Source organism: Nocardia sp. NPDC052316 (genome assembly GCF_044547795.1).
GTDB lineage: Bacteria > Actinomycetota > Actinomycetes > Mycobacteriales > Mycobacteriaceae > Nocardia.
Genome location: NZ_JBIUBB010000004.1, coordinates 236,267 through 248,763 on the forward strand (window position 1 = coordinate 236,267; position 12,497 = coordinate 248,763).

15 protein-coding genes are annotated in these 12,497 nt (G+C 67.2%); 9 read left to right on the top strand and 6 right to left on the bottom strand.

What is annotated here, in order from left to right:
- Positions 1–3: 3 nt before the first annotated feature.
- Positions 4–726 carry an SDR family NAD(P)-dependent oxidoreductase gene (locus ACIHA7_RS19435; protein WP_397291271.1) on the bottom strand — a complete coding sequence of 241 codons (723 nt, stop codon included), beginning with the start codon at positions 724–726 and terminating at the stop codon, positions 4–6.
- A 293-nt stretch (positions 727–1,019) separates the two neighbouring features.
- Here ACIHA7_RS19435 and ACIHA7_RS19440 point away from each other — a divergent pair, with 293 nt between their 5' ends.
- The 4 genes from ACIHA7_RS19440 to ACIHA7_RS19455 all read left to right on the top strand — a co-directional run bounded on the left by ACIHA7_RS19440 (position 1,020) and on the right by ACIHA7_RS19455 (position 4,436).
- Positions 1,020–2,057 (top strand): AraC family transcriptional regulator ligand-binding domain-containing protein, encoded by a 1,038-nt coding sequence (locus ACIHA7_RS19440; protein ID WP_397291273.1) that lies wholly within the window; start codon positions 1,020–1,022, stop codon positions 2,055–2,057.
- 100 nt (positions 2,058–2,157) lie between these two features.
- Positions 2,158–2,886 carry a DUF5134 domain-containing protein gene (locus ACIHA7_RS19445; RefSeq protein ID WP_397291275.1) on the top strand — a complete coding sequence of 243 codons (729 nt, stop codon included), beginning with the start codon at positions 2,158–2,160 and terminating at the stop codon, positions 2,884–2,886.
- 235 nt (positions 2,887–3,121) lie between these two features.
- The gene (gene sigK / locus ACIHA7_RS19450; RefSeq protein ID WP_397291277.1) at positions 3,122–3,715 is read left to right on the top strand and encodes an ECF RNA polymerase sigma factor SigK; all 594 of its coding nucleotides are present in this window, start codon (positions 3,122–3,124) and stop codon (positions 3,713–3,715) included.
- On the top strand, positions 3,708–4,436 hold the full coding sequence (locus ACIHA7_RS19455; protein ID WP_397291279.1) for an anti-sigma factor domain-containing protein: 729 nt from the start codon (positions 3,708–3,710) through the stop codon (positions 4,434–4,436). Before sigK ends, ACIHA7_RS19455 begins: the two co-directional genes overlap by 8 nt.
- A 370-nt stretch (positions 4,437–4,806) precedes the next feature.
- Here the strand turns inward: ACIHA7_RS19455 and ACIHA7_RS19460 are convergent, their stop codons facing one another.
- The 3 genes from ACIHA7_RS19460 to ACIHA7_RS19470 form a co-directional block, all read right to left on the bottom strand.
- Complete coding sequence (locus ACIHA7_RS19460; protein ID WP_397291281.1) at positions 4,807–5,481, bottom strand: PhzF family phenazine biosynthesis protein; 675 nt, start codon at positions 5,479–5,481, stop codon at positions 4,807–4,809.
- Positions 5,482–5,628: 147 nt separating this feature from the next.
- Positions 5,629–6,168, bottom strand: a complete 540-nt coding sequence (locus tag ACIHA7_RS19465) for a carboxymuconolactone decarboxylase family protein (RefSeq protein WP_397291283.1) — start codon at positions 6,166–6,168, stop codon at positions 5,629–5,631.
- An 85-nt stretch (positions 6,169–6,253) separates the two neighbouring features.
- The gene (locus tag ACIHA7_RS19470; protein WP_107658151.1) at positions 6,254–6,841 is read right to left on the bottom strand and encodes a peroxiredoxin; all 588 of its coding nucleotides are present in this window, start codon (positions 6,839–6,841) and stop codon (positions 6,254–6,256) included.
- Between the two features lie 123 nt (positions 6,842–6,964).
- Between ACIHA7_RS19470 and ACIHA7_RS19475 the strand changes: the two genes are divergently transcribed.
- A complete protein-coding gene (locus ACIHA7_RS19475) occupies positions 6,965–7,873 on the top strand; it encodes a hydrogen peroxide-inducible genes activator (protein WP_397291285.1) in 909 nt (302 codons plus the stop codon).
- 116 nt (positions 7,874–7,989) lie between these two features.
- Positions 7,990–8,436 (top strand): gamma-glutamylcyclotransferase family protein, encoded by a 447-nt coding sequence (locus tag ACIHA7_RS19480; protein WP_397291287.1) that lies wholly within the window; start codon positions 7,990–7,992, stop codon positions 8,434–8,436.
- An 85-nt stretch (positions 8,437–8,521) separates the two neighbouring features.
- Here the strand turns inward: ACIHA7_RS19480 and ACIHA7_RS19485 are convergent, their stop codons facing one another.
- Positions 8,522–9,163, bottom strand: a complete 642-nt coding sequence (locus ACIHA7_RS19485; protein ID WP_397291289.1) for an endonuclease domain-containing protein — start codon at positions 9,161–9,163, stop codon at positions 8,522–8,524.
- Positions 9,164–9,607: 444 nt separating this feature from the next.
- Between ACIHA7_RS19485 and ACIHA7_RS19490 the strand changes: the two genes are divergently transcribed.
- The 3 genes from ACIHA7_RS19490 to ACIHA7_RS19500 all read left to right on the top strand — a co-directional run bounded on the left by ACIHA7_RS19490 (position 9,608) and on the right by ACIHA7_RS19500 (position 11,232).
- Positions 9,608–10,198 carry a TetR family transcriptional regulator C-terminal domain-containing protein gene (locus tag ACIHA7_RS19490; protein ID WP_397291291.1) on the top strand — a complete coding sequence of 197 codons (591 nt, stop codon included), beginning with the start codon at positions 9,608–9,610 and terminating at the stop codon, positions 10,196–10,198.
- Between the two features lie 99 nt (positions 10,199–10,297).
- Positions 10,298–11,032 carry an SDR family NAD(P)-dependent oxidoreductase gene (locus tag ACIHA7_RS19495; protein WP_397291293.1) on the top strand — a complete coding sequence of 245 codons (735 nt, stop codon included), beginning with the start codon at positions 10,298–10,300 and terminating at the stop codon, positions 11,030–11,032.
- A complete protein-coding gene (locus tag ACIHA7_RS19500) occupies positions 11,032–11,232 on the top strand; it encodes a 4-oxalocrotonate tautomerase family protein (RefSeq protein ID WP_397291295.1) in 201 nt (66 codons plus the stop codon). Before ACIHA7_RS19495 ends, ACIHA7_RS19500 begins: the two co-directional genes overlap by 1 nt.
- Before the next feature lie 59 nt (positions 11,233–11,291).
- On the opposite strand, the gene speD is transcribed toward ACIHA7_RS19500, so the two are convergent.
- Positions 11,292–12,494: an adenosylmethionine decarboxylase gene (speD, locus tag ACIHA7_RS19505; protein ID WP_397291297.1), complete on the bottom strand. Its 1,203-nt coding sequence runs from the start codon at positions 12,492–12,494 to the stop codon at positions 11,292–11,294.
- Positions 12,495–12,497: the final 3 nt, after the last annotated feature.

The window sequence follows — 12,497 nt, forward strand, 5'->3', positions numbered from 1 at the left end:
TCGCTACCGGCCGTCGCGGATGAACACGCGGCGCACCGGTCCCCGCGGCCGGAACGCGGCGCGCAGCAAGCTGGTGGGTGGCACGCTGATCAGGCCGCCTCGCCCGTGCGCGACGCAGTCGACCACGGCGTCGGCGACGGCGGCTGGGTCACCCAGCGACCCGGAGGCGACAGTGCTGACGGTGACGCCCTTGCCCGAAAGTTCCTGGTCCAGGGCCGCGCCGAGGCCGACGACGCCGCGCTTGGTCGCGCAGTACACGGCGACGCCCAGCGCGGCGGTCACCCCGCCCACCGTGCCGATGTTCACGATCTGGCCGTGTCCTTGGCCGGCGAATCGTTCTGCGGCGAGCCGGGTTCCGATGATCACCGCGCGCAGATTGATATCGATCTGCCGGTCCGATTCGGCTTCCGACTCCGCGAGGAAGGGGCCCGTCGGCATCACATCGGCGGCGTTCACCAGGACATCGAGGCCGCCGAGCCGGCGTTCGGCGTAGGTGAGGAAGCTGCCGAAGCGGGCGCTGTCGGTGACGTCGAGGGCCAGTCCGACGACGGTGCCGTGGCAGGCTCTGCCGAGTTGATCGGCGACCGCCCGCACCGCGCCGACGTCCACGTCGCCGATCACGATGTCGGCCCCCTCGGCCAGGAACGCCGACGCTGTCTCGCGGCCGATGCCGTGCGCGCCCCCGGTGATCGCGATCCGTTTGCCAGTGAGCGTCTTCCGGGACATATGTTCTCGCCTGCCTTCGTCTGCTGACAACGCTAGAGGGTCGCTGCAGCGCACTCCATGCGATATCGGGTCAGCGCTTTGCGCAATCCGGCCAGGGCGAATAGGGTCGATCGCCAGCCGGTCTACCGGTTTGCTGTCCATCGCGACATCGGTCAGGTACCTTGCGGAAAGTGGCCAGGGGCGAACCGGTCGGCCGGTTTGCTGGAGCGGCCCAACCGCATTGGGAGAGCGGAACATACGATCTCCGGCCAGAAACCTTGCGCAAATCGGCCACGACAGGCAACCATGGACACGTGGCCTCATGGGAGTGGCGGCGGTCGGTAACAAACGCGGCGATCCTCGTCGAACTCGGGGACGATCACGGGCTCACTCAGGAACAGTGCCTACGCGGCACGGATGTCGATCCTCGGCTGCTGAAAACACCCGGTGGGGAGATCACCGCGGCGCAGGAACTCGCCATCGTCGGCAATCTCGTTACGCTGCTGGACGATCCGCCGGGGCTCGGCGTCGAGGCGGGCACTCGCACCCACCTCACCACGCACGGCGTACTCGCCTTGGCGGTGCTCAGCAGCCCGACGATGCGGCAGGCCATCGACGTCGCCATGCGCTACTTCAGCCTGATGACCTCGTTCGCCCGCGCCTGGCACATCTACCGCGACGACGAGATCCTGCTCTACGGCGACGACCGCGACCTGCCCGGCGAGCTGCGCGCGTTTCTGGCCGAACGCGACGTGTCGGCGCTGCTGACCAACTGGTTCATGGTGTTCGGCGTGCCGCCGCCGGTGGTGCGCGTCGAGATCGCGGGCGGGCTGCGCCCGCGGCTGGCGCCGCTGTTCGACAGTTTCGAGATTCCGAGCAGTGAATCCGCGGAACTGCAGCTCGCGGTGTTCGATGCCAGCGGTATCGATGAGCCGATGCCGCAGGCCAGTCCGCTCACCGCGCAGCTGTTCGAAGAGCAATGCGACGACCTGCTGCAACGTCGCGGCCTGCGCCAGGGCGTCGCGGGCACGGTACGAGAAATGCTGATGCACCGGATGAACAGCAGGCTCAGCCAGGAGGACGTCGCGGCCGGGCTGCACATGAGCCTGCGCACGATGCGCCGTCGGCTGGCCGAGGAAGGCACCTCCTATCGGCAGCTCTGTGCCGAAACCTTCGGCACCCTCGCCGAGGAGCTGCTCGCCACCGGGTTGACCGTCGAGGATGTCGCGTATCGGATGGGATATTCGGGCGCGCCGAGCTTTTCGAACGCGTTCAAGCAGTGGCGCGGGGTTTCGCCGGGGCGGTTCGCTCGCTCGACGGTCGACCGGTACCGGCAGTCCGTGCCGCGCTGAAAGTCGTTGCGGTCGGGGGCCGCCACGCTAAAAGGGCACCCTGATCGATCCTGGGTGCGACCATGGAATGGGCAGGTCCACGGTCGCCGTAGGAGGGGTGGTGGATGTGGCTCAGTTCGTGCAGGAGTACGCCGCGTTGCGGTGGTCGGTGGTGGCGGCGTTTCTGCTTGCGGTGGCGATCGTGCTCGGGCGGTTGGCTGCGCCCGCGCCGCTCGTCGCGGGTGGAGCTGCCGCGGGCGCTGTTCTCGGTCCGGTGGCCGAACGTGACCGGCGGCACCGCGATTCGGCTCGGTCGGCAAATTCCGTACCGACCGTTGGGTATCACGAATCCGACGCCGCGCACCTGATCATGTGCTTGGTGATGCTCGCGATGCTGGTGTTTCCGGCGGGCGCGAGTCCGGTCGCCGTGCGCGGGGTGCTCACCGCGATGACCGTGGTCTTCGCCATCCTGCTGACGAGCCGAATCCTGGAGTGGCGCAGCGCGCCTCGCGCGACCCCGATGGACCGGCTGGTGCCCCTGGGTTACCACACGGTAACCGCCGCCGCCATGCTGTACGCCATGTCCGGACACGCGGCGCCGGGCCACGCAGGCGGACCCGCCGTGATTCCGGCGCTCGGGCTCGCCGCACTGTTCGCCGCGGACGCGCTACTGGTCACCCTCGCGGTCCGCCGCCCCCTCGCCGACACGCCGGGCCACCTGGGCATTCTGCTGCGTTCAGGTGGGTGTGTCGCGGCGCTGACCGGCCCGCGGCAACGCTCGGCGGCGGTGCCGCACGTCGTGATGGATCTCGGTACCGCCTACATGCTCATCGCGGCAGTTTCGAGTTGACCGGTGCCGCGGACCAATCCACGCGCCATCCCATACCGAACCCCTGTCTATGCGGGCAGATTCGGTCATCGATGAGGTAGCGAACGAATCAGGTGCCGATGTGCGGTACGCACCCGACAGGCCGGGGTGTGGGGGAGGGGCGGGCACGGGTGACGAGCGCGTTCACTCCATGGCACACCGGGGCGGTGTTGTCGTGCTGGACGAGCACGACGCTCACTTGTTATGTGGCTACCCCATGCCCACTGCGGTCGACCGACAACGTTCGGCGCTGCCCGGCCGCAGCCTCGTCACACTGCTCGACGCGATCGGCGATGGCGACCGCGCCGCGTTCACCGAGTTCTACCGGCTCACCAGCCCGCGGGTGTTCGGGCTCGCCACCCGCATCCTGCGCAGCCGGGCCGCAGCGGAGGAGATCAGCCAGGAGGTGTACCTGCAGGTGTGGTCGACCGCCGAGCGCTACGACGCGGCACTGGCCAGTCCGATCGGCTGGCTCATGATGCTCGCGCACCGGCGCGCGGTCGACCGGGTGCGCGCCGAAGCCGCCTGCGCGGTCCGAGAATCGGCCTACGCGCACTCGCACGGCGGTCGCGACCACGATGTCGTCGCGGAGTCGGTGACGCAGCGCATGGACGAACTGGAGATCCTCGGCTGCCTCGCCGCGCTCACCCCGACGCAGCGCGAGGCGATCACGCTCGCCTACTACACCGGGCGGACGTACCGTGAAGTCGCGGACCATCTGTCGGTGCCGCTGCCGACCGTCAAGACCCGCATTCGTGACGGGCTGAAGAGACTGGAGAGCTGCTTGTCCGGAGAATGCGCCGATGGCTGACCATCCGCCGCGATCGGACGCGGAGCTGCTCGATCTGGCGTATCCGTGCGCCCTGGACGCCGTCGGCGAGATCGAACGCCGGCGCATCGAAGAGCGGTTGGCGGCCGCTGATCCCGCTGTGCGGCAAGAATTCTCGGAAACGGTGCGGCGGTTGCGCGAGGTGATGGCGCAGGTGGCCGCGCTCGACGCGCAAGCCCCGCCACCGGAACTCGAGGCACGGATTCTGGCGGCACTGCCCGCCGACGGGCGGGCCGAGGCTTCCTCGACGTGGCGGCGGCGCATGCGCTGGGTGGCGCCGGTGGCCGCGGCGGCCTGCCTGGTGATCGGCGGCAGCGTTATCGCCGACCGGATCGGTAGCCCGCCCGACGGGGTATCGACCGCGGAGCGGATACACCGGCAGCCGGACTCGCGCACGCTCACCAAACCGGTCGTCGGCGGCGGCACGGTCATGGTGGAGTTCTCCGCTCAGCAGCGACTCGCGGTCGTCGCGTTCACCGGAGTCGCCGAGCCACCCTCGGGGCGGGTGTATCAGGTGTGGCTGGTGCCCGCCGGTGAACGGACGAGGCCGCGTTCGGCGGGGGTGCTCATCGAATTGCCTTCCACGGCACGGCCGTTCGTGACGACCTTCGACCCTGGGGAGACGCTGGCGGTGAGTGTCGAGCCCGTCGGCGGATCGGTGGCGCCGACCAGCCCGCCGGTCGCGGGTGTGCCGTTGGCCTGAGGGCGTCCGCAGCGACCTGTGTACGGCTGTGTAGCAACCGATTCGAGTCGCAGCGCGCTCCGCGAGGTCAGGGCCGACAGTGGCGCGGACCGGAGGTCGCGGTGTCCACTGTAGGTGACCGAGCCGCGCGGTTGTGCTCGGCAGCCTCGGCGCACGCTGAACAACGGGTGCCAGAGTCGCCGACAGTGCTCCACGATCAGGGGAACCAGGGGCGGCAGCCGCCGAGCGGCGCACCTCGCGTCGAGCTGTGCGGGCCAGTGCGCCGCAGTGCGGATCCGGTGCCAACGGCTACCGGGTTCTCCGTCGGGCGACCTGTCGCGCTGTGCCGCAACGATTACGGCCCGCTGTCCGTTTGTGGTTTGCTGTGCGGTCAGATCTCCACGGGCTGGTCGGCGACTACCCGGCCACCGAGGCGTACCCACCCGTCGGAGTCCCAGGCGGTGAACAGCTGGGAGCCCTTGCCCTGGGTGATGACCAGGCCGCGGCGCAGCAGCGCGGTGATGGCGACGGCCGCGGCGCCGGTGGCCTCGTCCTCGGCAATGCCGAAGGTGGGGGCGAACATTCGTGAGCGGAGCGTGCCGCGGTGCTCGTCGGTCCAGGCCCAGAAATAGTGCGGGCCGCCGGTGAAGTCGTCGGGGCGCAGGTTCGCCAGTTCGTCGAGATCGGCGATCTGGTGAAAGGTGAAGTCGGGCGCCCACTCGCCGCGGGCCGTGATCCAGGTGAGGCCCTCGGTCAGCTCCACCGCGACCGGGCCCGCGGGCACGCTCAGCCGGCGGACGGGCACGCCGCGTTCCGCGAACCACCACGCGGTGCCGACCGAGGGGTGCCCGGCGAACGGAAGCTCTACGGTCGGGGTGTAGATCCGCACCCGCGCCACCTCGTCGACCGGGTCCTCGACCACGACGGTCTCGCTGTAGCCCGCCTTCGCCGCGAGTGCTTGGCGATCGTTCTCGGCCACGTCCGCTGCTCGCGCGATGCCCAGTTCGTTGCCGAATCGTCCGGCGGCGTCGGTGAACACCCGCACCACGTCAACATGTGTGCCCATGGTTTCGACCCTACTAGTCCTGTCCGACGCGGAGCTGTCGCGTGGACCACACCGGCCGCTCGTGAGCTGTCGCCGCAGGTCAGCCGGGGACGAAAGAGGCCGCCGAGGGTTCAGTGGTTGAACCCTCGGCGGCCTCGGATCGCGTGCTCAGACCGTGGCGGCGGCAAGCGTTTCGGTGGACTGCACAGCCTGGCCGACGCCGGCGACGATCGCGGCCGCGCGCAGCGACTCGAAGATCACCTCACGGGACACGCCCGCCTCACGCAGCGTGTGCTCGTGCGCCTCCAGGCAATGCTGGCAGCCGTTGATCGACGAGACCGCGAACGACCACAGCTCGAAGTCCGCCTTGTCGACCCCCGGGGTACCGATGATCTGCATGCGCAGGCCGGCCCGCAGGTCGTCGTAGCGGCCACCGAGGAACGCCTTGCCCCGGTAGAACACATTGTTCATGCCCATGATCGAGGCGGCGCCGAGTGCGGCGTTGTACGCCTGCTCGGACAGCACATCCGCGGCCTCCTCGGCGATCTCACGCAGCGTGGTCGCCGATTGGGTCGCGGCCGCCGACGCCAGCAGCGTGCCCCACAGCTGCTGCTCGTTCAGCACCGTGGTGCGGGCCAGCGAGGACAGATTGAGCTTGAGGTCCTTGGCGTACTCGGGGAGGGAGTTCTTCAGGTTCTCAATGCTCATACGTTGCTTCCTCGGTTCGAATCATCCCCGCGCGCACGGGGAACAGTGCATGGATGTCGTACATGGATCGTGCGTGTTGCTCGACTCAGACGCTGGCGGCGAGCAGTTCACCAGCGTTGATGGTCGGGTCGCCCTTCTTCCAGTTGCAGGCGCACAGCTCGTCGGACTGCAGTGCGTCGAGCACCCGCAGCACCTCGTCGACATTGCGGCCGACCGAACCCGCGGTGACCGAGACGAACTGCACCTCGTTGTTCGGGTCGACGATGAAGGTGGCCCGGTCGGCGACGCCGTCGGCGTTGAGAACGCCGGTGGCAGCGGCCAATTCGCGCTTGAGGTCGGACAGGATCGGGAACGGCAGGGTCTTCAGGTCCTCGTGCTGGGCGCGCCACTGGAAGTGCACGAACTCGTTGTCGACCGAGGCGCCGAGCACCTGCGCGTCGCGGTCGGCGAACTCCTCGTTGAGCTTGCCGAAGGCGGCGATCTCGGTCGGGCAGACGAAGGTGAAGTCCTTGGGCCAGAAGAAGACGATCCGCCATTTGCCCGCGTGATCGTCGCTGGTGATCTGGGTGAAGTAATCGTCAGGCTGCTGAGCGTCGACCTTGGACAGATCACCACCGATGACAGCGGTGAGGTTGTATGCCGGGAATTGGTCGCCGATGGTCAGCAAGGCCATGCCTAATCTCCTCGTTCTGGTGGGTTTGCTAGCACTGTGCAGAAAAGCAGAAAAGCTCCCTTTCGATCTTGCCCGACGGGCCGATGAAAGGTAAAGGTGATCAGTCGCACTACACTGATAGCCGTGACCGATCAGACTTATCAGCCGACCCTGTCACAGCTGCGTGCGTTCGTGGCGGTCGCGGAATATCGCCATTTCGGCACTGCCGCAGCGCGGCTCAGTGTGAGCCAGCCCACGCTATCGCAGGCGCTCGCGGCACTTGAACACGGGCTCGGACTGCAGCTGATCGAGCGCAGTACGCGGCGGGTGCTCGTCACCGCCGCGGGCATGCGGTTGCTGCCCAAGGCGATGGCGACGCTCGAGGCGGCGGATCGTTTCGTCGCGTCGGCGACCGGCGACGGTCTCGGCGGCACGCTGCGGATGGGCATCATTCCGACGATTGCCCCATATGTGCTGCCCGCCCTCCTTCCCGAGTTGCAGAAGAAACTGCCCGCGTTGCATCCGCAGGTGATCGAGGACCAGACCGCGCGGCTGCTGGACGGGCTACGCACCGGCGTGCTCGACGTCGCACTGCTCGCGCTGCCGACCGACATTCCCGGGTTGATCGAGATCCCGTTGTACACCGAGGAATTCGTGCTGGTGACACCGCGCGGCCACGAGCTCTCTGGTCGCACCGACCTCGCCCCTACGGTCCTCGACTCGCTACCCCTGCTGCTGCTCGACGAGGGGCACTGCCTGCGCGACCAGACCCTCGACCTGTGCCGCTCCGCCGAAGTCCATCCGGCCGCCGTCGGCGACACTCGCGCCGCCTCGTTGGCGACCGTAGTGCAGTGTGTCGCAGGCGGTCTCGGCGTCACCCTCATCCCGGAGATGGCCGTCGCCTCCGAAACCGCCCGCGGAACCCTCGGCACCGCCCACTTCGCCACCCCCGCCCCCGGGCGCACCATCGGTCTCGCCTATCGCACGTCGACCGCCCGCGCGGAAGACTATGAATACCTTGCCGCCATCATTCGGACGATACGGCCGACGTAGCGGTCGAAGATGTTCGGCGGCAGCCGGTTTCGAACCTGGCCGACGCTACGAGGCGCCCGCGACCTACGATCGGCGCGCCGAGTGAGCCGGAGGCCGCGGATGTGAGAGGGATGCGGATGGACTCGTCACCATCACCTGCCGGTCGGCTTGCTCAGCACGCCGGACAGCGCCACGCGTTGTTCGTCTACGGGACGCTCCAATTTCCAGAGATCCTGGAGGTCCTGATCGGTCGCGTCCCCCAGCGACAACCCGCCACCGCCCCAGGCTGGCGAGTCGCCACCCTCACCGACCGCCTCTATCCCGGCCTGGTCCCAGCACCGAACGGCCTCGCCCACGGCACCATCCTCAGCGGCCTCACCCCAGCAGAGTGGGAGATCCTCGACGCTTTCGAAGACGACGAATACGACCTCCGCCCCATCCAGTTGGCCGACTCCACCCACCCGATCTGGACTTACGTATGGACGTCCGCCGTCGCACAGGATGATTGGCGTTCGCAGGACTTCGCCACCACTTACCTGACCCAGTTCACGGTCCATTGCGCCGAATGGCGCCGCAACCGATAGCAGGCCCACCCGAACCACACCCAAACCGCCCATACACACCAAGCCTGTACACGATCTACCCGTGCCCCTCGCCAAGTGCGCTCCTTCACCCTCGGCGAGGGGGAACTGGTGTAGGTAAATCGCGAGAGCGCGCCGACACCAGTTCCTCCTGATCGTTCGTCCAGCCTTGATGGTGAAGGGCGGTGCGGACTCGGTCGAGGACTATGTGGGGGCGGTGGTGGAGGAGGGTTGCGTTGACGCGGACCACCCGCCAGCCCAGTGATTCCAGGGAAGCGAACCTGTCGATGTCCTTTGTGCGCTGAGCTGGGTTCGTCCAATGGTGGGCGCCGTCGTATTCGACGGCGACGCACCACTTTTCCCACCCCATATCGACACGGGCGATGAACGTGCCGCGGCCGTCGCGGACCACGAGTTGGGTTGTGGGTGCGGCTAATCCATCGTCGATCAGAAGGAGTCTGGTACGCGATTCCTGAGGTGATTCGGCACCTGCATCGATCAGCGGGAGAATGTTCGACAGACGCGCGACTCCGCGCACTCCGGGATGGTCGCGGATCAAGTCCGCGACTTCCCGTGGATTCAGGCCGGTGGCCGAGCACAGTGCGTCCAGGATCGGTACGGCTTGATCGCGGGGCAGCCGTCGGCCGAGGTCGAACGCGGTGCGAGCGGGTGTCGTCACCCGGAATCCGTCGACTTCGCAGCATTCGGCCGGCTCGATGATGGTGCGCACAGCGCGAATTCCGCAGGGTGGCTTACAGTGTCCCGCCCGTGCGATCTCCGCAGGATGGTCCGGATCCAGCCAGCGAGTGCCATGCAAGGCGGCCGCCGAGTATCCGATCAGCACACCCGTGCCCTTCGCCCAGTGCGCTGCGGCGCGTGCGCGCCCCTGCGCGTCGAGCGTGCACCCCTTGGGCATGTAGACATCGGGGAACACACGCACGAAGTTGTGCTGAAGTTCCCATCGCGTCACCACTCCCGCCGCCCTAGCCCACGACCCCGTAAACGGCTCATCCAAGACCCCCATGCCCGCACTATCCCCCTCTCCACCGACAGGATTGATCGAGGGGGAACTGGTGTCGGTGAGCTCTCGACCGTTGCCTGCATCAATTCCCCGTGATCACTTGTCCAGCTGGATGAGTTGCGTTTGTAGACGACCGGTCGTATATTTCGTGGCATGGCGCGACCGCGACGGAGTGGGGATACCCGGCAGCTTCTGGTGGAGGAGGGGGCTGCTGGGTTCTTGGCCAGTGGGTATCACGGGACCGGGATCAAGCAGGTTTTGGACAAGGTGGGGGTGCCTAAGGGGTCGTTTTATAACTACTTCGACAGCAAAGAGAGTTTCGGGCGGGCGGTGATCGAGCACCATTCGCTGTGTGTGCAGCGGAATTTGAGTGCGGCGTTCGGGGCGGCGGCGGATCCGGTGAGCGGGTTGCGGGCGTTTTTCGGGCGGCTGATGGCGGATTTCGTCGAGGCGGACTTCACCGGGGGGTGCTTGATCGCGAACTTGGGTGGGGAGTTGGAAGGTAGTGAGCTGCTTCGGGAGTCGTTGTCGAAGGCGTGGGGGGCGTGGCGGGATCGGGTGGCCGAGCAGCTACGCGAAGCGCAGGGGCTGGGGATGATTCGGGGCGATATCGACGCGACCGATCTGGCTGACCTGCTGCTGGAATCGTGGGAGGGGGCGGTGATTCGGATGAAGATCGATCGGACGCTGGAACCGCTGCAGAAGTGCCTGGACCGTCTGCTGGACGACTATTTCCGGCCCTGAACTAGGGCATTCATAGACGTTGTCACTCGGGGCTGTCCCTACGGGTCGTTGTGCATACGCATTCCAAGACGACCGGTCGTATAAAGGAAGAAGGAGAACATGACGAAAACGGTGATCGTGACCGGATCCTCCAGCGGGATCGGGCGCGATATCGCCCGTGCCTTCGTGGCAGGCGGGGACAACGTGGTGCTCAATGGCCGCGACCCGGCCAAGCTCGCCGAGGTGGCCGCGGAGCTCGGCGCACCCGAACAGATCGCCGCCTTCGCCGGTGATATCGGCTCTCCCGCAACGGGTTCCGAGCTGGTGCGCACTGCCGTCGAACGGTTCGGCGAAGTGCAGGTGCTGGTGAACAGCGCGGGCATCTTCGGCGCCACACCATTCGTCGACGTCACCGAGGAGGAACTCGACAGCTTCGTGAACGGCAACTTGAAGGGCACGTACTTCACCACGCAGGCGGTGGTGCGTCAGCTGAAGCGGCAGGCGACCGGCGGCAGCATCGTGAACATCGGCACGGTGCTGGTCGACCACGCCCTAGCCGGACTGCCTGCCTCCGCGGCGCTCGTCAGCAAGGGCGGTGTGCACGCGCTGACCATCAGCCTCGCCGCGGAACTCGCGGCCGACGGCATCCGCGTCAACGCCGTAGCCCCCGGCGTCATCCGCACCCCACTGTTCGGCGCGGGCGACGAAACCGCTTCCAGCCGACTGGCTTTGCTGAACCGCATCGGCGAGGTATCCGAAACCACCGCGGCCGTCCGCTATCTCGCCGACGCCGAGTTCACCACCGGCCACATCCTGCCCGTCGACGGCGGTTACCTCTCCGGAAGGCCGGCCTGATGCCCTACGTGAACATCAAGGTCACCGACGAGGGCGTCACCCGAGAGCAGAAGGCGCGCTTGATCGAAGGCGTCACCGACCTGCTCCACAACGTCCTCGACAAGGACCCGGCAACCACCTTCGTGGTCATCGATGAGGTGGACCTGACCAACTGGGGCGTAGGCGGCCTGAACGTCGAGGAATACCGCAACCGCTCTTGACCATCGAACACACCGGCCCCCACGCGGTTTCGCGTAGGGGCCGGTGCGTTCGGAGGGTGCTACACGCGCAGGGCGTGGGGTTCGATCGCGCCGCGCACGAGTGCTCGCGCGTCGACGGTCTCGGGCCGGTAGGGCAGGGTGGGCAGACGGTCGGTCATGGCCTGAACCGGGTCGGCCAGCTGCTCGTTCGTGCCGAACAGGAACGTCCACTCGTGCTCGTCGCTGCCGTACTGCACGACGGTGCCGAACTGTTCGTGGAACCGATTCCAGGACCGCTTCAATGTTTCGTTGCGCCACATGGTCGCGCAACCGGCCTGCGCGCTCAGCACGCCGCCGGGGGCGAGCAGGGCCCGACATCGGGACAGGAACTCCGACTCGTAGAGGCGGTTGTGCTGCGCGTCCTCGACCCGCTCGTCGGGCAGGTCGATCACGATGACGTCGTAGCGGGTGCCCGCCTCGGCGGCCTTGGCGAGGAAGTCCCAGCCGTCGGCGTAGTGCACCTTGATCGGGCCTTCGCCCTTGACGGCGGCGGCCAGGTCGGCGCTGGTGTAGCCGTAGGGCAGGTGCTCGGCGCACAGCTCGACCTCGAGCTGATCGATGTCGACGTGGTCGACCAGTGTCGCGCCCGCGGCGACCGACATCTGACTGGCCACGCCCTCACCGGAGCCGATGATGAGCACCTTGTCCAGCTTCTCGGCGAGCGCGAAGGCCGGAACCATCATCGCCTCGTGGTAGGTCAGCTGGGAGAACTCCGTGGACTGGCGATCGTCGTCGGAGAACAGGCTGATGCCCTGCTCGGTGCGCGCGATCACCATGTGCTGGAACGGGGTACGGGTGTCAACGATCACCTCGTGCAGGTCCCAGATGCGGGTCAAACCCGCGCCCACCGGCTCCTCGATCCGCTGCGAGCCGTGCCCGCGGCGGATGACCTGCATGCGAACATCCTTGGGAGACAACTTGTCTCGCAACAGTTCGACGGCCTTCGACGCGCCGGCGCCGATACTGCCGCAGGTGAAGACGTCGACAAAGATGTCGCCGGACTCTGGATAGGTGTGAATCGAGGCGTGAGACTCCGACAACAGCGCGAGGACAGTCACCCCCTGCGGATCGAACTTCTTGTGTACGACATCGCAGATGGTGACGCCCGCCGCGATCAAAGACTCACGCAACGCCGATTCGAGGCGTTCGAGGTCGTCGCAGAGGGTCGCGTCGACACCACCGAACTCGGCCAGCACATGCCAGCCGGTGAAATCCGCCGTCATGGC